We start from the raw sequence: 17339 nt of genomic DNA on the forward strand, positions 1-17339 counted from the left end.
CGGCAGGTCATGCCGGTCGGCCGCGGGGTGTGCGTCGATGAACGGCTGCCGCGCGCCGGACAAATTCCGCGTGTGGTGGCCGGCCCCCATGCACGATCATTCGCGCGCCAACGGGAGCCGTCCATGGGATCACACGAAGGATGCCGGTTATGGGAGCGGGTTTGAAAAAACCGCGCTACGCGCGCCGCCGGTAAGTCCCCGGCGTACTCCCCGTCCAGTGCCGGAATGCGCGATGAAATGCGCTCGGATCGTCGAAGCCGATATCGGCGCCGATCGCCGCGATCGTGTCGAGCGTGTCGGTGAGCCGCTGGATCGCGATGTCGCGCCGCAGTTCGTCCTTGAGCGCCTGGAACGTCGTGCCTTCGGCGGCCAGATGGCGGCTCAGCGTGCGCACCGAGCAATGCAGATGCTCGGCCGCCTCGTCGATCACCGGCAGGTCGGGCAGCGCCGCCGACAGGTATTGCCGCACGCGATGGCACACGAGCTGTTCGCTGAATGATTCGAAGATCCAGTCGCCCGGCGCGCGCGCGAGGAACTTGCGCAGGTTGCGCTTGCTCTGCCGGATCGGCGCGTCGAGGTAGTCGGCGCTGAAGCGCATCAGCGTGCGTTCGCAGTCGAACTGCACGGAGCCGGAGAAGAAGTACAGGTGTTCGACCGCATGGCGCGGCCGCGGACACGCGAGCTCGATCCGCAGCAGCGGGATCTTCTGCCCGATCAGCCACGAACACACGCCGTGCACGAGCTTGAGCATCAGCTCCTGGCCGAGCGCGCCGATCGGGCCGATGGCCGGATTCGGTCGCAGCAGCACCTGCGCGACCAGGCCGTCGCGCTTCGATTCGACGAAGAAGTCGTCGAGCAGGATATGGAAGAACTGGCCGAAACGATGCAGCGCCGTTTCGAGGTTGCGCGCATCGAGCAGGCTCAGGCACAGGTACTTCAGCGTGCCGCCGCGCAACGGGCGCGAGAAGATGCCCGGCATCTCGTCGTCGAGGTCGATCGCGAGCGTGCGGTACAGCGTCGAGAACTGCTCTTCCGTCACGCGCGCATGCGGCTCGCCGAGCAGCTCGAGCGGGATGCCGGCCCCGCGCAGGTAGCGCTCGACCACGTCGCGCTGCGCGCCCGCGCTCGCCAGAAAACCGTTGACGAGCGAGATCGGCACCGTCGCGCTCGGCGACGGCAGCGCACGCCCGGCCTGGGCGGAAGGTGAGTCTGAACCGGTCATCGCGTCCCCGTCGGTCGAACCGCCCGCATTGTACTTGAGCGGCCCGGCGCGGACTCTCGGGGCTTGCGCCGGCACGCCGGCCCGCACGTCGGCCGCAGCGCGGCGCGCCGGCGCCATCAGTCCGCGCGGCTGAGTTCCCGGCGCAGGATCTTGCCGACCGTCGACTTCGGCAGCCGGTCGATCAGGCGGATCAGCTTCGGCACCTTGTACGCGGCGAGGTTCGCGCGGCAATGCGCGACGATCTGCGCGTCGGTCAAGGCCGCGTCCGATGCGGGCACCACGAACAGCTTGACGGCCTCGCCGGTGCGCTCGTCCGGCACGCCGATGCACGCGCATTCGGCGACGCCCGGCAACGCCGTCGCCACCGCTTCCACCTCGTTCGGGTACACGTTGAAGCCAGACACGATGATCATGTCCTTCTTGCGGTCGACGATCTTCAGGAAGCCGGCCGCGTCGAACACACCGATGTCGCCAGTGCGGAAGTAGCCGTCCGTGGTGAATGCGGCCGCGTTCGCGTCCGGCTTGCGCCAGTAGCCGCCCATCACCTGCGGCCCCTTCACGCAGATCTCGCCCGCTTCGCCGATCGCCACCTCGCGATCCTGGTCGTCCAGCAGCTTCACGTCGGTCGACGGCAGCGGCAGCCCCGTCGTGCCCGTGAACGCGTCGATCGACTGCGGGTTGAACGTGACCACCGGCGACGTTTCCGACAGCCCGTACCCTTCGCGAATGAAGTTGCCCGTCACCGCCTTCCAGCGCGCGGAGATCACGTCGATCACCGCCGCGCCACCGCCGGCGGACAGCTTCAGCCGTGACCAGTCAACTTCGTTCAGCCGCGGCTGGGCCACGAGCCCCGCATACAGCGTGTTGACGCCGACGAACACCGTCGGCCGCGCGGCCTTCAGCACGTCGATGAAGCCGTCCATGTCGCGCGGATTCGCGACGAGCCAGTTCTCCGCGCCGATCGCGAAGTAGGACAGGAAGTTCACCGTCAGCGCGAAGATGTGATACAGCGGGATCGCCGTGACGATGACCTCCTCGCCCGGCCGCCGCGAATCCGGCACGATCGCGCCGAACTGCTCGATGTTCGCGACCAGGTTGCGATGCGACAGCGCGGCGCCCTTCGACAGCCCGGTCGTGCCGCCCGTGTACTGCAGCAGCAGCAGATCGTCGCGGCCGAGCGCGACCGGCTCGGCCGCGAGCGATTCGCCCGCGGCAAGCGCATGCGCGAGTGCGATCGAGCCCGGCGGCAGCGCATCGCACGCGCCGGCCGGCGCATCGACGACGCCGAGATCGCCGCGGCCCACGCTCAGCACGGTTCGTATGCGCGTCCTGCCGACCACGTCGGCGAACGTGCCCATCGATCCGCCGCACACCACGGCCACTTCGACGCCCGCGTCGTTGAGCTGATGTTCGAGCTCGTGCGCGGTGTAGAGCGGGTTCACGTTGACCTGGATCGCGCCGATCCGCGCGAGCGCGACGAACACCACCGGAAAGGCGAGCACATTGGGCAGCATCACGGCCACGCGGTCGCCCTTGCGTACGCCCGCGACCTGCTGCAGGTACGCGGCCAGCGCGGTCGACAGGCGGTCGACGTCGGCATAGGTGAGCGTGCGGCCGAACGCGCGGAACGCGGGGCGCGCCGCGAAGCGGCGCATCGCGTCGTCCAGCAGCGCGGTTACGGAAGGATGGCGATCGGCATCGATCTCGGCGGGGATCGAGCCATACGAGCCGATCCAGTGTCTCTTCGTCATGTTCTGCTCCTCGGGGGACGGCGCCGGGCAGCGCCGTTCGCACAGCGGCCCGCGCACCGTATGGTCAAAAGCCGCCGCCTGACCGGCGACTATCGCCTGCCATCGCGGCTTTGAAAATGATCCGGGCGGTCGAAAAGATGATCGAAACGGACACGCGGGCGCGCGGCGGCCCGCCTGTCGCCGCTTCCGCCCGTGCATCGGTCATGCCGTATTCGTCCGTGCATACCGCTGCGCATCAGGGTGAACCCTATGGCGCCTCAACGCGTTCCGGCGCAGAATCGCGCACCGGAACGATATCGAATCGGACGTAGAACCCGCCATGTCGCGCAGCGCGCTCTTGAAACCGACGGCCACCGGCCCCGCGTCGCTGCCCGACGCCCCGCCCGCCCAGGCGTCGCGCGAGAAGCGCTTCTCGCCGGCCAAGCTCGCCGTGCTCGTCGGCGTCGCCCAGGAACTCGGCCTCGATCCGGCCGCGGTGCTGGACGGCACCGGCCTGTCGCCGGATGCCGTCACCGATCCGTTCACGCTCACGTCGTCGCGGCAGTTCCTGAACGCCGCGCGCAATGCGCTCGACCGCTACGACGGCACCGATCTCGGCGTGCGCGTCGGCCGCCGGCTGCATGCGTCGAGCTACGGGATGTACGGCTACGCGATGCTGTGCTCGGAATCGCTCGCGCATGCGTTCGATTCGGCCGTCAAATATCACCAGCTCGCGAACGGGATGCTCGCGATCCGCTGGGTCGAACAGGGCGACACCGCGTCGTGGCTGTTTCCGGATCCGCACGAAGCCGCGCTGCCCGAGCCCGACCTGCCGCTGTACCGCTTCCTGATCGACATGCAGTTCGCGCTGCACGTGACGGTCATCAAGGACGTGATGGGTGCGTGGTGCGTGCCGGCCCGCGCGCAATTCGCGCAGCCGCGGCCGGCGCATGCGGCGCAACTCGCCGACGCGCTCGAATGCCCGATCGCGTTCGACCAGCCGCACCATGTGTTGAGCTACCCGGCCGCGTGGCTCGCCCGCGCGCCGCAGCTCGCGAACCCGATCACCGCCGCGCAGGTGTCGTCGCACTGCGCGCGCCTGCTCGACGACCTGCGCAGCCAGGCCGGCGTCACGCGGCGCGTGTACCAGGAACTCACGCGCACGCCCGGGCAGTTCCCGGACATCGACGCGATCGCCGACACGCTGTGCATGACGTCGCGCACGCTGCGCCGCAAGCTCGATGCCGAAGGCACGTCGTACAGCGAGCTGCTGACGAGCGTGCGCAAGGCGCTCGCGATCGACTACCTGAGCACCACGACGCTCAGCACCGAGGACATCGCGCTGACGCTCGGCTTCAGCGATGCGGTCGGGTTCCGCCACGCGTTCAAGCGCTGGACCGGCACGACGCCGAGCGACGTGCGGCGCAAGCGCGGCCGGTAAGCGCGCGGGCAGATCGCCGCCGGGTTTCAACGCGTTTCGCCCGGCGCCGGATGCGCGACCGGCAGCGCGAACTCGAACACCGCGCCGCGTCCGTCCCGATCGACGAGCCGGATCCCGCTTCCATTGAGCACCAGCATCCGGTGCACGATCAGCAGCCCGAGCCCGCCGCTCGTCGCCGCGCCGCCGCTCATCGGCCGCTGCGGCCGCTGAAACAATCCTTCGCGCCGCGCCTGCGGAATCCCTTCTCCGGTATCCGACACGGTCACCACCACGCGATCGTCCTGCGGCGTCAGCGCCACTTCGACTTCGCCGTGCTGCGGCGTGTGCCGCAATGCGTTGTCGAGCAGGTTGGTCAGCACGCGCTCGATCATCCCGAGATCGGCCGAGACGACCGGCACGCGCGGCGGGATCCGCGCATGCAGCGCGATGCCGCGCGACTGCGCGGCGAGTTCGAACTTCTGGAACACGTCCTGCACGAGATCGACGAGCGAGAATGGCTCGCGCTCGGCCTGCACGCCGCCCGATTCGAGCCGCGCGAGTTCGAACAGCGCCTGCGCGAGCCGGCCGACCTTCGTGCTCTGCGCGAGCGCGATCGACAGGTAGCGGCGGCGCTCGGTCTCGGCGAGCGTGTCGGACTTCAGCGACAGCGTCTCCAGATAGCCGTGCAGCGATGTCAGCGGCGTGCGCAGGTCGTGCGAGATGTTCGTGATCAGTTCGCGCCGCTGCTGGTCCTGGCGCGTCAGCGCGCGCCACTGGTCGCCGATCCGGTCGGCCATCTGCGCGAACGCGGATTCGAGCACCGCGATGTCGTCACCGCGCCGCCCCGGCGGCGAGCGCGGCACCGGCGGCTGCGTGTCGGGCGCGCCGTTCGCGTCGAAGCGGCGCATCGCATCGGTCAGCCGGCGCAGCGGGCGCGTGATGAAGCTGAACGCGGTCAGGCCCGCGAGCAGGCCGAGCAGCGCAACGACCGCCATCGACCACAGCGTCGTGCGCAGCACGTTGCCGGCGTCGACGCGCGCGACCAGCCGGTCGTGCGCTTCGCCGAGCAGCACCACGTAGATGTAGCCGGACGGCGGCTGTCCCGGGCGCTGCAGCGGCGCGGCGCTGAACACCTTTCGCGCGTCGGGGCTGCGCGGGTCGTCGCCGAGGATCGGCAGCGGATCGCCCGCGATGAAGCGCTGCACCGGCGCGAGATCGACGCGCTCGCGCTTCACGTGGCCCGGCGGCGCGTCGTCGCCTTCGATGCGCCCCGCGTTGTCGAGCAGGTACACCTCGACGCTCGGGTTCACGCCCATCAGCTGGCCGAACAGCGTGCGCACCGCGTCCGGGCGCAGCCCGTTCGCATCCATCAGCGGCGTGCTGCTCGCGATGTGCGCGGCGAGGTCGCGCGACAGGCCCTGCACCACTTCCTTCTCGCGCATGTCGTTCGCACGGATCTGCAGCCATGCCGACGCGCCCGAGCACGCGAGCAGCAGCACCGCGAACACGCACGACAGCCGCTGGGTGAGGGTCAGTTTCATCATGCGTCTCACTGGTCCGGCGCGGCGAGCTTGTAGCCGCGGCCCCACACGGTGAGGATCCGCACGGGCTCGGCCGGATCGGCCTCGACCTTCGCGCGCAGCCGATTGATGTGGGTGTTCACCGTGTGTTCGTAGCCTTCGTGCTGGTAGCCCCACACCGCGTTCAGCAGGTCCATCCGCGAGAACACCTTGCCCGGATGCCGCGCGAAGAAATACAGCAGGTCGAATTCGCGCGGCGTGAGGTCGATGCGCGTGCCGTCGACGCTCGCTTCCCGCGCGATCGGGTCGATCGACAGCCCGGCCACGTCGAGCGTGCCCGCATCGATCCGCGAATCGCGCGCGAGCGCGTCGACGCGCCGCAGCAGCGCCTTGACCCGCGCGACGAGTTCCAGCACCGAGAACGGTTTCGCCAGATAGTCGTCGGCGCCGAGCTCGAGGCCGAGGATCCGGTGCACCTCGCTCGAGCGCGCGCTGGTAATGATGATCGGCGTGTAGCGCGCCATCGCGCGGGCGCGCCGGCAGATTTCCAGCCCGTCGACGCCGGGCAGCATCAGGTCGAGGATCAGCGCGTCCCAGTTGCCCTGCTCGAGCAGGCGCAGGCCTTCCGTGCCGTCCGCGCTGTGCACGACTTCGTAGCGCTCGTCGCGCAGGTGCAGGCTCAGCACGTCGGCGATGTCGGCGTCGTCTTCGACGATCAGGATGCGTTTGGGGTGGTCCATGGCGGTCGGCGGCGGCACGTCGGTCGGGGGCTCACGGTTGGTGCGAAGGTTCTTTCCGGCGCCCTCTCCGGGCCGGCAGGCCGGCCTGCCGGGGAAGGCGAATGGCGGCAACAACGCCGCGCTGTCGCCATTGTGCAAAATTTTGCCGGCGGCAGGGGTCACAATTCGTTTAAGTTTGAATCGCGCCCGTGACGTGAGCCCATGCCGGCAAGGCTATCCGATCCAGCCCCGGAGGATCCGAAACGAGCAACGCACGCCCGTCTTCCCGCACTGCGATGCGAACGGCCGCCCGTCCGTCATGCATGCCTCAAGCCGCCAGCCCCGCGGACGGAACCGCCTGCATGTCAGGATTGAACCGAGTCATGCAATTGAGATCGAGCGCCCGAATCTGCTCGGTCATGAAGTCGACGAAGATCCGGATGCGCGTCGGAAGGTGTTGCCGGCTCAGATAGCAGATGTAGTGGCCGCGATCCTCCGGCACATGCTTCGCCAGTGCGACGACGAGCTCCTTCGACGCGAGATGGTCGCGGATCTGGTAGCCCGCCATCTGCGCGATGCCCGCTCCGTTCAGCACCGAGCGCAACACCAGATCCGCATCGTTGAACGTGAGGCGCGACGTCGGCAGGTACTTTTGCATGCGGCCGTCGACATTGAACTCCCATTCGAACACGCGACCGCTCGCGAAGCGGAAATTGATGCATTCATGCCGGTCGAGATCTTCGATGCGCTGCGGGAGGCCATGCCGCGCGACGTACGACGGCGCCGCGCAGAGCGCCATCTGCATCGGAATCAGTTGCCGGGCGATGATGCTCGAATCCTCGATGCGCCCGTTGCGGAACGACACGTCGATCCGCTCCGACACCAGGTCGATCGGCCGGTCGTCGAGCAGCAGATCGATGATGATGTCCGGGTAGGCCTGCGCGAATTTTTCCAGCAGCGGCGCGACGATCTTCCGGCCGAACCCCACGGCCGAGCTGATACGGATGAGGCCGCGCGGCGGCCCCTGCCGCAACTCCAGCATGTCGTTCATGGCTTCCACGATCTGTGCCACGCCCTGATGGCAGTTCTCGTAGAATCGCCGGCCTTCGCACGTCAGTTCGGTCGTGCGCGTGGTGCGCTGGAACAGCCGCGTGCTCAACTGCGCCTCCAGCTTCTGCACGTTGCGGCTCACGGCCGGCCGGCCGACGCCGAGCCGTTCGGCGGCCTTGGTGAAGCTCCCTTCGCTCGCCACGGCAACGAAGGCAAGGATGCCTGCATAGCTGGCACCAAAGCTCGCGGACAGCGCATCGGCGCGACCGGTCAGGTCGCGACGCACGCCGTGCTCCGATGGTTCCGAATGGTTCATTTCCGCTGCCCCCAAGAGATGCCGATCATTCCGGTTGCCCGCCGTCGGCGGGTGTCGGCGAACCGCCGCGTGTGCGAACGCGACTCAGCGCGCGGCGAGCCACGGCTCGAGACCGATGCGGCCGAGCCGAGCGGCCCCGAGCGGCACCAGCGATTTTTCCTCGACGCGGCCGCCGTAGTAACGGGCGTCGCGATCGGTCACCACGGTGCGCGTGTCGCCGATCGACTTCAGATAGCGCGCGACGATCTCCGCGAACGGCGCGCGATCCGGGCCCGCGATCTCGATCGTGCCGTTCTGCGGCGCGGCGAGCGCGGTCTGTGCGACGAATGCCGACACGTCTTCCGCGGCGATCGGCTGAAACAGCCCGTCGCCGATGCGGACCGTGCCGTCTGCCGCGCCGGCATCCGCGATGCCGCCGATGAATTCCATGAATTGCGTCGCGCGAACGATGGTGTACGGAACGCCCGCCGCTTCGATCGCCTGTTCCTGCGCGACCTTCGCCGCGAAATAACCGTTCTCCGGCATGCGGTCGCAGCCGACGATCGACAGCGCGACGTGATGGCGCACGCCTGCAGCCACTTCCGCCTTGCCGACATTGCGTGCCGACGTGCGGAAGAAGTCCAGCACCGCCTGCGGCTCCCACGACGGCGCATTCGCCACGTCCACGACGACGTCCGCGCCGGTCAACGCGTCGGCCAGGCCTTCGCCCGTGATGATATTGACGCCGGTACTCGGCGACGCGGCCAGCACCTGATGGCCGGCTTCGCCGAGCAGCGTGACGACACGCGAGCCGATCAGGCCCGAACCACCGATGACAACGATCTTCATCGCAAAATCTCCTGACGAATGGATTGCATTGGACTGCTAGAGGTACGCGACGGCGCCGGATCCGCTGAAAGGCGGCCGTAACCTCGCATCACGTGCCGCAATTGTGGAAGAATCATGTCCTATCTCATAAGTGCCAAGAATCGTCGATCGGACTGGTCCATATCGCGTCTGTTCCTGTCCTGTTCGCGCTACCCGAGAGACCGTGATGTCCGCGCCAACACCCCCGCTTGCCATCGAAATCGACCGGCACCACCAGTTGCCCGTCTATCTGCAGATTTGCGAGCGGTTCAAGGCCGCGATCGCCGCCGGTCATCTGCGCCCCGGCGATCGCGTGCCCGCGCTGCGCGGCCTGGCGACGCAACTGAACACCGCGCGCGGTACGGTTGAACAGGCCTACACGATCCTGGTCGACGAGGGCTATCTGCAAATGCGCGGCGCGGCGGGCACGTTCGTCGCGCCGTCCCTGCCGGCCTCGCTGACGCAGCCACCGCCCGCGCGCGCCGACCATGCCGACCCGCAGCGTGCGTCGGTCGCACCGAACGACACTCCGCCGCCGCGGCGCCCGCAGCCGATCGCCGTCGCGCTGAGCGGCGAGCCGCGCCCGCTGCAACCCGGGCTCCCCGCACTCGACGCGTTTCCGCGCAAGGTCTGGCACCGGCTCGTGTCGCAGCGCGCGCGCAGCAGCGAACGCGCACTGCTGGCCTACCCGAATCCGGCCGGCTACCGGCCGCTGCGCGAACACATCGCCACCTATCTGACGCTGTCGCGCGGCGTCACCTGCGTGCCGGAACAGGTGTTCGTCACCGGCGGCTACCGCGCGACGCTGGAACTCGTGCTGCGCAGCCTCGCACGCGCGGACGAGCGCGTGTGGTTCGAGGATCCCGGCTATCTGCTCGCGCGCGGGTTCCTGTCCGAGACCGGCATACAACTCGTCCCCGTGCCGGTGGACGCCGACGGGATCGACGTCGAACGCGGCATGCAGCTGGACGCGCAGGCACGCTTCGCGCTGGTGACGCCGTCGCATCAGAGCCCGCTCGGGCATACGCTGTCGCTGTCCCGCCGCATTGCGCTGCTCGACTGGGCCGAAAAAATGTCCGGGTGGATCGTCGAGGACGACTACGACAGCGAGTTTCGCTATCTCGGCCGCCCGCTGCCCGCGTTGAAGAGTCTCGACCGGCGCGATCGCGTGATCTATTGCAGTACCTTCAGCAAGGCGATGTACCCCGGTTTGCGGCTTGCCTATGCGGTCGTGCCGGAACGCGCCGTCGAGCGCGTCGAACGCGTGGCATGCAGCATGAATGCCGGTTCGCCGCCGCTGCTGCAGGCGGCGCTGGCCGATTTCATCGAACAGGGGCACTTTGCCCGTCATCTGAAGCGCATGCGCGCGCTGTACGGCGAGCGCCGCATGCTGATCGTGCACGCATTGCGTCAGGCGTTCGGCGAGCGGCTGATCGTCGAATTGCCGGTGGGCGGCATCCAGTTCGCGGTGCGATTCACCGACGGGCCCGATGGGCCGGTCGACGACGTCGCCGTCGCCGCACGCGCGCGCGAGGCCGGGCTCGCGGTCGTGCCGCTGTCGATCTGGTATACAAACAGCCACACGCCGCTCACGCCGCGCGGCCTCGTCATCGGGTTCGCGAACATCGTCGACGCGGACGAAGCGCAACGTCACGCAAACACGTTGCGCGCCTGTCTCGGCCGGTGACGGGCGGCGGGGTCGCGCGTCAGCGGCCCGATTGGTGTCCAACGGGAAACATTGAATCGCCCGCGACGGCCATACCGTCGCCCGGGGCGCTCCGCTAGCATGGAGGCGTCCTTCTCCGTGGACGAACCCGGATTCGGGCTGCACCGGAAGATCGCCGCGCTCCGCATATGATCGTTCGCTCCACCTGTTCGTGAAGAGGCCATCTGCCCGGGCAATGCAGCCCCCTTTCGCAACACGCTTCGACAAATGAACGACGGGGATCGAAGCGTCGCTGAACTCGAGCACGCATCATGAATGACAACAAGCTGCAGGCCCCTCCGCTTTCCCTCCTCGACAGGTATCGGGGCCGGGAATTCCAGCCGCTCTATACGACGAGCGTGACAGTATCCGGTGGCGAGACGGGACACGGCCGCGCATCCGGCGTCGTGCGCTCCGACGACGGGAACCTCGCCGTCGATCTGCGCCTGCCCGCCGAGTTCGGCGGGCCCGGCAACGGCACCAACCCCGAGCAATTGTTCGCGGCGGGCTTCGCCGCGTGCTTTCACGGTGCGCTGAACCTGCTCACGCAACGCGCCGACATCGAACCCGCCGATACGGTCGTGGAGGTGCGGGTGTCGTTCGGCCGCGATCCGATGGACGGCGGCCATGCATTGCTCATCGACGTCCAGGTGCGGATGCCCGGCGTGGATCGAAGCATCGCGGAAGAGCTGGTTCGAGCCGCGGAGCGCCTGTGCCCGTATGCCAAGATGGCCAGACAAGGCACCGTCAATATCGTGACCGTCGTCGACTGACGCGACGCCCGTCGGGCGGTAGCGGCATCTGTCCGCTGAAGACCTTCGTTGCCGCTCCCTCGCGCGTGGCCGCTGCGCTGTGCCTTCGGGGCACGCTGAGTCCTCGATGAGGCAAATGAAATGCATCTCGGAAAATCGTACAAGCTGTCGGAGTTCCTGATCTGGACTCGCTGGAACATCTACGAGCTTCTCGTGTTCGGGACTGTGCCGGTCATTCTGTACAAGTTCCTGTGCGTCACCTGGTTGTCGATCCCGCTGACGATCGTGGTGCTGCTCGGCACCGCGACGTCGTTCATCGTCGGCTTCAAGAACGTGCAGACGTACAACCGCGCAACGGACGCGCTGGATATCTGGACCGAAATCGTGAGCAAGAGCCGTCGCTGGGGGCAGCTCGCGCGCGATTTTGCCGGCGACGAAGCGATTTCCCGCACGCTGATCGATCGGCACCTCGGATGGCTGACCGCGCTGCGCTACGACCTGCGTCGCCCGCGGGTCTGGGAAAGCACGAGCAAACGCTACAACGCGGAATACCGCCGGTTCTATCGCGTGCCGGAGTGGGAACAGGACATCGCGGACGTGTTGCCGAACTACCTGTCGCCGTCAGAAACGGCACAGGCGCTCTCTTCCGCGTCCATTTCGACATGCGTGCTGAACCTGCAATGCAGTGCGCTCAGGACGCTTCATGCGGCCGGTCAGCTGAATACGAGCTTCTACATGGAGCTTCACAAGACGATCGGGGATTTCATCGCGCTCCAGTCGAGATCCGAGCGTTTCAAGAACTTCCCGTATCCGCGCCAGTACGCGACCGTCAGCTCGCTGTTCGTCCGGTTCTTCTGCCTGTCTCTTCCGTTCGGTCTTCTGAACGAATTCAACCGGCTCAACGATGGCGTGACCGGCTTCATGCACGGCAACATGGTATGGCTGGTGGTGCCATGCAGCGTCGCGGTGTCGTGGATGTATACGTCGCTCGATCAGGTCGGCGAAGGCACCGAGAATCCGTTCGAAGGTGGTGCGAACGACGTTCCCATTTCGACGCTGTGCGGCACGATCGAGCGCGATCTGAAAGCGATGCTCGGAGAACCGGCCGGCCAGCCGTGCGGCCACACGGTCATCGCGCTATAGGGAACCGGGCGGTTGCTCGCGCGCATCGGCGCCGAAGGCGGCGCCATGCCCGGTTCGCCTCCGTACGATTGCCGGCGGCCCCGTTCAGTGCGCGCCGCCCGCCATGCCGCCGCCGCCCTTGGCGGGCTTGGTGAGCCAGACCAGCGGCACGATCATGATGAAGATGATCGACGACAACCAGAAGATATCGTTCAGCGCGAGCATCGCGGCCTGGGCATTCAGCGTGCGTTCGAAGAACGTCGTGGCCTGATCCGCGCCGCCGCCGAGCGTCGCCTGCAGCTGGGCGATGGCACTCGCATAGGCGGGGTTGTTCACGCTCGATTGCTCGGCGAGCCGCGCATGGTGCAGGATCGTCCGGTCGTTCCATCCGGTCGAGATCAACGACGTGCCGACGCCGCCCGCGAACACGCGCACGAAATTGGACAGGCCGGCGGCCGCCGGAATGCGCTCGGCGGGCAACCCCGACAGAATGATCGCGGTCAGCGGCGTGAAGAACAGCGCCATCGGAATACCCTGCAACAGCGTCGGCAGCACCAGCGTATAGGGGTCGACGCCCGTCGTGTAATGCGAGCGCATGAAGAACACGCCCGCAAAGCCCAGGAACGCCAGCGTCGCGAGCACCCGCGCATCCGACTTCGGCATGATCTTCGCCATCAATGGCGCCAGCATCACGGCAAAGATCCCGAGCGGCGCCGTCACGAGGCCGGCGTCCACCGATCGATAGCCGAGATAGCCCTGAATCCATTGCGGCAGGATCACGAGGTTCGAGAAGAACACCGCGTACGCGACCGAGATCGCAATCGTGCCGCCGCGGAAATTGCGCAACGCGAAAAGGCGAATGTCGACGATCGGGTTTCCCTCCGTGAACTCCCAGATCAGGAAGAACAGGAAACTGATGGCGGCGATGACGGCAAGCGCGCAGATCACGGGCGAACTGAACCAGTCGAGGTCCTTGCCTTTGTCGAGCATGATCTGCAGCGTCGCGACCCACACGATGAGCGACATCAGCCCGACCTTGTCGATCGGGACCTTGCGCACCTGCGTCTCGCGGTCGCGATAGATCATCCACGTGACGCCGGCCGCGAACAGGCCGACGGGAATGTTGATGTAGAAGATCCACGACCAGCTGTAGCTGTCGGTGATCCACCCGCCCAGCGCGGGACCGGCGATCGGGCCGACCGTCGCGGTCATCGACCATAGCGCGAGCGCGGTGGCGCTTTTCGCCTTCGGATACGAACCGAGCAGGATCGCTTGCGACAGCGGAATCAGCGGCCCCGCGACGACGCCCTGCAAGACGCGTGCGGCGAGCAGCACGAGCAGGTTCGGCGCGACACCGCACAACCACGACGAAAACACGAACAGCACGATCGCGGCCACGAACAGCCGGATCTGCCCGACGCGCTGCGTGAGCCAGCCCGTCAGCGGAATCGCGACGGCATTGGCCGCGGAGAACAGCGTGATCACCCACGTGCCTTCGTCGACGGAGACGCCGAGGTTGCCCGAGATGGTCGGAATCGCGACGTTGGCGATCGACGAATCGAGCACGTTCATGAACGTCGCGAGCGCGACGGCGAGGGTCGCAAGGATCAGCTTTCCGCCCGTGAGCGGCGGCGGTGAAGGTTTCGTTGAGGACTGCATCTGGCTTCACTCCGGAGTAACGACCGCGCCGGCGTATCGATCCGGCCGGTCAGACGATGGAATCGACCGGCGCGCGACCGTCACGCGCACCGGGTCGACGGTTCAGCTGGCGCGCGGGGGCGTGGCGGGTGGCGCCATCGAAAACCGGATGCCTCGACCGCCTTGCCGTGCCGGAATACTAGGAGCGGCGTTCATGCGCAGATAGACCTGCATCGAAACACTTTCCCGTTCCTCATCGGCACCAATCGGTCGCGCCACTGCAGTCGTGGAAAAGATCGATGCGCCCTCGCGCCCGTCGCGCTCACCGTATTGGTACGGAGTGGGCAACACCATGCATCCCAAGCTGATCTGGTCCGGCGGCGCGTCTTTGCCTAGCATGGCAAAGAGCGCGTCGGCCATCGTTGGAATGGCGGTCATCGGGATCGAGTTGCCGGCAACGCCCGCACCCTTGCGCCGATGCGCGTCGACGCACCACGCGCCGTCCGGACACGCAAGGTTCGGAACGCTCGCGTTCGCCGATTACAGACAGGGAGACGTATGGAGAACGAGAGGTTGCAACCTCCGCCGCTGACACTGCTCGACAAATACCGGGGGCGGGAATTCGCCCCGCTCTACACGACGACGGTCACCGTGTCCGGCGGCGAAGCCGGGCACGGCCGTGCTTCCGGCGTCGCGCGCTCCGACGATGGCTGTCTCGTCCTCGATCTGCGGTTGCCGACCGAGCTCGGTGGCCCGGGCGGCGGGACCAACCCCGAACAGTTGCTGGCCGCCGGCTACGCCGCGTGCTTTCACGGCGCGCTGAGCCTGCTCGCGCAACGCGACCGGATCGATATTCGCGACGCCACCGTGGCCGTCGAAGTGACGTTCGGTCGTGATCCGATGGATGGCGGATATGCGCTGATCGCGAATGTCACCGTCCGCATGCCGGGTATCGACCGGCAGGTCGCGGAACGTCTGGTGCGCGACACGGAGCGCCTGTGCCCCTATACGAAGATGGCGCGGCAGGGCATCTGCAATATTCTCGCGGTGTCGGCGTGACCGACTCACGCCGACATACGTGGCGGACGATTGGTGCCGACGCGACAACAGAGTGCGCACGCGCCCGGTACTACTGGCACGCGAGACGCGCGATTACGATGGCTGCCAAGCGGGTCGTGCGATCGATCGCGATACGCAGGGCCGGCGGTACCCGCTTCCACAAATCAGGAGAACGGATCATGACGCAACGTATCAACTACTTTCAGCAATCGCCGGAATTCACCAAGAAACTCGTCGAGCTCGACGGGTTGTTTCAAAAGACGACGATCGAAGTGCCGGTCCGCGAGCTCGTCGAGATTCGCGCATCCCAACTGAACGGCTGCGCGTTCTGCGTCGACATGCACGTCAAGGCGGCCCGGATTCACGGCGAGCGCGAACTGCGCATGCATCACGTCGCGATCTGGCGCGAGTCGACGCTGTTCTCGCCGCGCGAGCGCGCCGCGCTCGCATGGACCGAAGCGCTGACGCATCTTCAGTCGGATGGCGTGCCGGATGATCTCTACGAACGCGTGCGCGCCCACTATTCCGAGAAGGAGCTGTCGGATCTGACCTTCCTCGTCGGTGCGATCAACTGCTGGAACCGGCTGAATGTCGCGTTCCGCATCGTGCCCGGATCGTTCGACAAGATGTTCGGGCTCGACAAGGCCAACCTGGAGTAACGACATGAAACGCATCATGCTCACTCTCGCGCCGCTTACGCTGTCGCTGTTGATGCCCGTCCAGCCGGCTGCGGCCGCCCCGCAAGCCAAGGTTACGACGCTGACCACGGAGCCGTTGCCCGAGTATCCGGGCAAGGAGGTCGAGATGATCGTCGTCGATTATCCGCCCGGCAGCGTCGATCCCGTTCATCGTCACGACGCGCACGCATTCGTCTATGTGCTCGACGGCAGCATCGTAATGGGCCTGAACGGCGGGAAGGAGGTCACGCTTCACGCCGGCGACACATACCACGAAGGCCCGAAGGACATTCACACGGTCGGACGCAATGCCAGCAACACGAAGCCGGCAAAATTCGTCGTGTTCATGATCAAGAACCAGGGTGCGCCGATCCTCACACCGGTGAAATAGCGGGATCATCGTGGAGGCCCGGCGACGCCGGGCCCGCTCAGCGCACCGGAAGCCTGCTCGCGATCCGGCGCGCGAGCTGCGCGGGAATCCGGCTCAGCCGCCGCCTCACGGTGCGTCATCAGCGACGTCTTTCGTCAGGCCACCATCGTTCTCCCAGCACGATGATTCCGGAATCGGGACATCACCGGGTATACTCCCCACCAGTATCTCCATATACTCCCCCCCAGTTTCTGACAAACCACGAGAGGCGACCTAAAAGGCGCAGAATCGTGGCGTGTTCTTGCGTGCGCGCACGTCGTGCAAAAAAGGGCAGATCGATGCGTTCGCGCGTGCCGGAGCACCGCGCCGAATACGGATCGATCTTTCCGGCAAGGGCCGCTCGCAATTACCCGGCATGGTCGAGGACGCAACGAACGGCAAGGTTCAGCTTGCGCCGTTCGTGACACACGCGAAATCGCTCTCCGACATCAACGAAGCATTCGCTCCGATACGCAACGGGAAGTCGATCCGAGCCGTCGTTCACCAGTGAAGCATCGAAAAGGAGCATGAACATGTCCGTCGCCATTCATCCCGCCGTCGATCGCGGCATTCAAAAGGGCGCCGCCGATTTCGCTGGCGGTACGCTGCGCTGCCAGTGCACACAGGATCCGGTCGAGGTTCGGGTCGATGCGCAGGTCGCATTCAATCACGCGTGCGGCTGCACGAAGTGCTGGAAGCCGGCCGGCGCGCTGTTTTCCGTCGTGGGCGTCGTGCCGCGCGACAAGGTCACCGTGACCGCACATGGCGAGAAACTGCGCGTCGTCGACGACAAGGCGTTGATTCAGCGCCATGCGTGCTCCGCCTGCGGCACGCATCTGTTCGGCCGCATCGAAAATGCCGACCATGCGTTTTACGGTCTGGATTTCATTCATACCGAGCTGTCGCCGGATACCGGTTGGGACGGGCCCGGTTTCGCTGCATTCGTGTCGTCGATCATCGAGAGCGGCACGCCGCCGTCACTGATGGCGGACGTGCGCGACACGCTGCGCGCCAAAGGGCTCGAGCCCTACGATTGCCTGAATCCGCCGCTGATGGATGCGCTCGCGACGCAAACGGCGAAAGCCAAGGGGACATACCGGGAGGCTTGAGTTCATCGCCACGGCGCGACGCGCTGCGGGAAGCTGCGCGTCGCG

General features: G+C 66.8%; 17 protein-coding genes and 1 pseudogene. 9 read left to right on the top strand and 9 right to left on the bottom strand.

Annotation, left to right across the window (positions count from 1 at the left end):
* Positions 1-175 precede the first annotated feature (175 nt).
* The 3 genes from SB771_RS21365 to SB771_RS21375 all read right to left on the bottom strand — a co-directional run bounded on the left by SB771_RS21365 (position 176) and on the right by SB771_RS21375 (position 3178).
* Positions 176-1339, bottom strand: a complete 1164-nt coding sequence (locus SB771_RS21365) for an AraC family transcriptional regulator (RefSeq protein WP_175661094.1) — start codon at positions 1337-1339, stop codon at positions 176-178.
* A complete protein-coding gene (locus SB771_RS21370; RefSeq protein WP_175661093.1) occupies positions 1339-2973 on the bottom strand; it encodes an AMP-binding protein in 1635 nt (544 codons plus the stop codon). Before SB771_RS21370 ends, SB771_RS21365 begins: the two co-directional genes overlap by 1 nt.
* Positions 2974-3037: 64 nt before the next feature.
* A complete protein-coding gene (locus tag SB771_RS21375; protein WP_158380560.1) occupies positions 3038-3178 on the bottom strand; it encodes a hypothetical protein in 141 nt (46 codons plus the stop codon).
* 114 nt (positions 3179-3292) lie between these two features.
* Between SB771_RS21375 and SB771_RS21380 the strand changes: the two genes are divergently transcribed.
* Complete coding sequence (locus SB771_RS21380) at positions 3293-4393, top strand: AraC family transcriptional regulator (RefSeq protein ID WP_175661092.1); 1101 nt, start codon at positions 3293-3295, stop codon at positions 4391-4393.
* A 26-nt stretch (positions 4394-4419) separates the two neighbouring features.
* On the opposite strand, the gene SB771_RS21385 is transcribed toward SB771_RS21380, so the two are convergent.
* The 4 genes from SB771_RS21385 to SB771_RS21400 form a co-directional block, all read right to left on the bottom strand.
* Positions 4420-5913, bottom strand: a complete 1494-nt coding sequence (locus SB771_RS21385) for a sensor histidine kinase (RefSeq protein ID WP_175661280.1) — start codon at positions 5911-5913, stop codon at positions 4420-4422.
* An 8-nt stretch (positions 5914-5921) separates the two neighbouring features.
* Entirely contained in the window at positions 5922-6632 is a 711-nt protein-coding gene (locus SB771_RS21390) for a response regulator transcription factor (protein ID WP_175661091.1), read from the bottom strand.
* Positions 6633-6939: 307 nt separating this feature from the next.
* On the bottom strand, positions 6940-7977 hold the full coding sequence (locus tag SB771_RS21395; RefSeq protein ID WP_011660684.1) for a LysR family transcriptional regulator: 1038 nt from the start codon (positions 7975-7977) through the stop codon (positions 6940-6942).
* 84 nt (positions 7978-8061) lie between these two features.
* On the bottom strand, positions 8062-8805 hold the full coding sequence (locus SB771_RS21400) for an SDR family oxidoreductase (RefSeq protein ID WP_175661090.1): 744 nt from the start codon (positions 8803-8805) through the stop codon (positions 8062-8064).
* A gap of 205 nt (positions 8806-9010) precedes the next feature.
* Between SB771_RS21400 and SB771_RS21405 the strand changes: the two genes are divergently transcribed.
* The 3 genes from SB771_RS21405 (at position 9011) to SB771_RS21415 (ending at position 12423) form a co-directional block, all read left to right on the top strand.
* Complete coding sequence (locus SB771_RS21405; protein ID WP_175661089.1) at positions 9011-10510, top strand: PLP-dependent aminotransferase family protein; 1500 nt, start codon at positions 9011-9013, stop codon at positions 10508-10510.
* 290 nt (positions 10511-10800) lie between these two features.
* Positions 10801-11301: an Ohr family peroxiredoxin gene (locus SB771_RS21410; RefSeq protein ID WP_011660687.1), complete on the top strand. Its 501-nt coding sequence runs from the start codon at positions 10801-10803 to the stop codon at positions 11299-11301.
* A 120-nt stretch (positions 11302-11421) separates the two neighbouring features.
* Positions 11422-12423, top strand: a complete 1002-nt coding sequence (locus tag SB771_RS21415; RefSeq protein WP_175661088.1) for a bestrophin family protein — start codon at positions 11422-11424, stop codon at positions 12421-12423.
* An 84-nt stretch (positions 12424-12507) separates the two neighbouring features.
* Here the strand turns inward: SB771_RS21415 and SB771_RS21420 are convergent, their stop codons facing one another.
* Both SB771_RS21420 and SB771_RS21425 read right to left on the bottom strand, forming a co-directional pair.
* Positions 12508-14061, bottom strand: a complete 1554-nt coding sequence (locus SB771_RS21420) for a DHA2 family efflux MFS transporter permease subunit (protein WP_175661087.1) — start codon at positions 14059-14061, stop codon at positions 12508-12510.
* A gap of 102 nt (positions 14062-14163) precedes the next feature.
* Positions 14164-14478 carry a hypothetical protein gene (locus SB771_RS21425; RefSeq protein WP_175661086.1) on the bottom strand — a complete coding sequence of 105 codons (315 nt, stop codon included), beginning with the start codon at positions 14476-14478 and terminating at the stop codon, positions 14164-14166.
* Between the two features lie 120 nt (positions 14479-14598).
* On the opposite strand from SB771_RS21425, the gene SB771_RS21430 reads away from it, so the two are divergent.
* From SB771_RS21430 to gfa, 5 genes and pseudogenes are all read left to right on the top strand, one after another.
* Positions 14599-15099, top strand: coding sequence for an Ohr family peroxiredoxin (locus tag SB771_RS21430; protein ID WP_011660691.1), 501 nt, complete (start codon positions 14599-14601; stop codon positions 15097-15099).
* A gap of 179 nt (positions 15100-15278) precedes the next feature.
* Positions 15279-15758, top strand: a complete 480-nt coding sequence (locus tag SB771_RS21435; RefSeq protein ID WP_175705043.1) for a carboxymuconolactone decarboxylase family protein — start codon at positions 15279-15281, stop codon at positions 15756-15758.
* A 4-nt stretch (positions 15759-15762) separates the two neighbouring features.
* Entirely contained in the window at positions 15763-16167 is a 405-nt protein-coding gene (locus tag SB771_RS21440; RefSeq protein ID WP_175661084.1) for a cupin domain-containing protein, read from the top strand.
* 370 nt (positions 16168-16537) lie between these two features.
* Positions 16538-16696, top strand: a pseudogene (locus SB771_RS21445) (S-(hydroxymethyl)glutathione dehydrogenase); the annotation flags it as partial.
* A 22-nt stretch (positions 16697-16718) separates the two neighbouring features.
* The gene (gene gfa, locus SB771_RS21450; RefSeq protein ID WP_175661083.1) at positions 16719-17294 is read left to right on the top strand and encodes an S-(hydroxymethyl)glutathione synthase; all 576 of its coding nucleotides are present in this window, start codon (positions 16719-16721) and stop codon (positions 17292-17294) included.
* Positions 17295-17339 lie beyond the last annotated feature (45 nt).

This window comes from Burkholderia sp. SIMBA_051 (assembly GCF_046534915.1).
Lineage (GTDB): Bacteria > Pseudomonadota > Gammaproteobacteria > Burkholderiales > Burkholderiaceae > Burkholderia > Burkholderia ambifaria.

What these genes read in the sequence shown, in the direction of transcription:
- SB771_RS21365 (WP_175661094.1), bottom strand. Translation starts at nt 1,339, where the DNA reads ATGGCGCCGGCGCGCCGCGCTGCGGCCGACGTGCGGGCCGGCGTGCCG.
- SB771_RS21370 (WP_175661093.1), bottom strand. Translation starts at nt 2,973, where the DNA reads ATGACGAAGAGACACTGGATCGGCTCGTATGGCTCGATCCCCGCCGAG.
- SB771_RS21375 (WP_158380560.1), bottom strand. Translation starts at nt 3,178, where the DNA reads ATGACCGATGCACGGGCGGAAGCGGCGACAGGCGGGCCGCCGCGCGCC.
- SB771_RS21380 (WP_175661092.1), top strand. Translation starts at nt 3,293, where the DNA reads ATGTCGCGCAGCGCGCTCTTGAAACCGACGGCCACCGGCCCCGCGTCG.
- SB771_RS21385 (WP_175661280.1), bottom strand. Translation starts at nt 5,913, where the DNA reads ATGAAACTGACCCTCACCCAGCGGCTGTCGTGCGTGTTCGCGGTGCTG.
- SB771_RS21390 (WP_175661091.1), bottom strand. Translation starts at nt 6,632, where the DNA reads ATGGACCACCCCAAACGCATCCTGATCGTCGAAGACGACGCCGACATC.
- SB771_RS21395 (WP_011660684.1), bottom strand. Translation starts at nt 7,977, where the DNA reads ATGAACCATTCGGAACCATCGGAGCACGGCGTGCGTCGCGACCTGACC.
- SB771_RS21400 (WP_175661090.1), bottom strand. Translation starts at nt 8,805, where the DNA reads ATGAAGATCGTTGTCATCGGTGGTTCGGGCCTGATCGGCTCGCGTGTC.
- SB771_RS21405 (WP_175661089.1), top strand. Translation starts at nt 9,011, where the DNA reads ATGTCCGCGCCAACACCCCCGCTTGCCATCGAAATCGACCGGCACCAC.
- SB771_RS21410 (WP_011660687.1), top strand. Translation starts at nt 10,801, where the DNA reads ATGAATGACAACAAGCTGCAGGCCCCTCCGCTTTCCCTCCTCGACAGG.
- SB771_RS21415 (WP_175661088.1), top strand. Translation starts at nt 11,422, where the DNA reads ATGCATCTCGGAAAATCGTACAAGCTGTCGGAGTTCCTGATCTGGACT.
- SB771_RS21420 (WP_175661087.1), bottom strand. Translation starts at nt 14,061, where the DNA reads ATGCAGTCCTCAACGAAACCTTCACCGCCGCCGCTCACGGGCGGAAAG.
- SB771_RS21425 (WP_175661086.1), bottom strand. Translation starts at nt 14,478, where the DNA reads ATGACCGCCATTCCAACGATGGCCGACGCGCTCTTTGCCATGCTAGGC.
- SB771_RS21430 (WP_011660691.1), top strand. Translation starts at nt 14,599, where the DNA reads ATGGAGAACGAGAGGTTGCAACCTCCGCCGCTGACACTGCTCGACAAA.
- SB771_RS21435 (WP_175705043.1), top strand. Translation starts at nt 15,279, where the DNA reads ATGACGCAACGTATCAACTACTTTCAGCAATCGCCGGAATTCACCAAG.
- SB771_RS21440 (WP_175661084.1), top strand. Translation starts at nt 15,763, where the DNA reads ATGAAACGCATCATGCTCACTCTCGCGCCGCTTACGCTGTCGCTGTTG.
- gfa (WP_175661083.1), top strand. Translation starts at nt 16,719, where the DNA reads ATGTCCGTCGCCATTCATCCCGCCGTCGATCGCGGCATTCAAAAGGGC.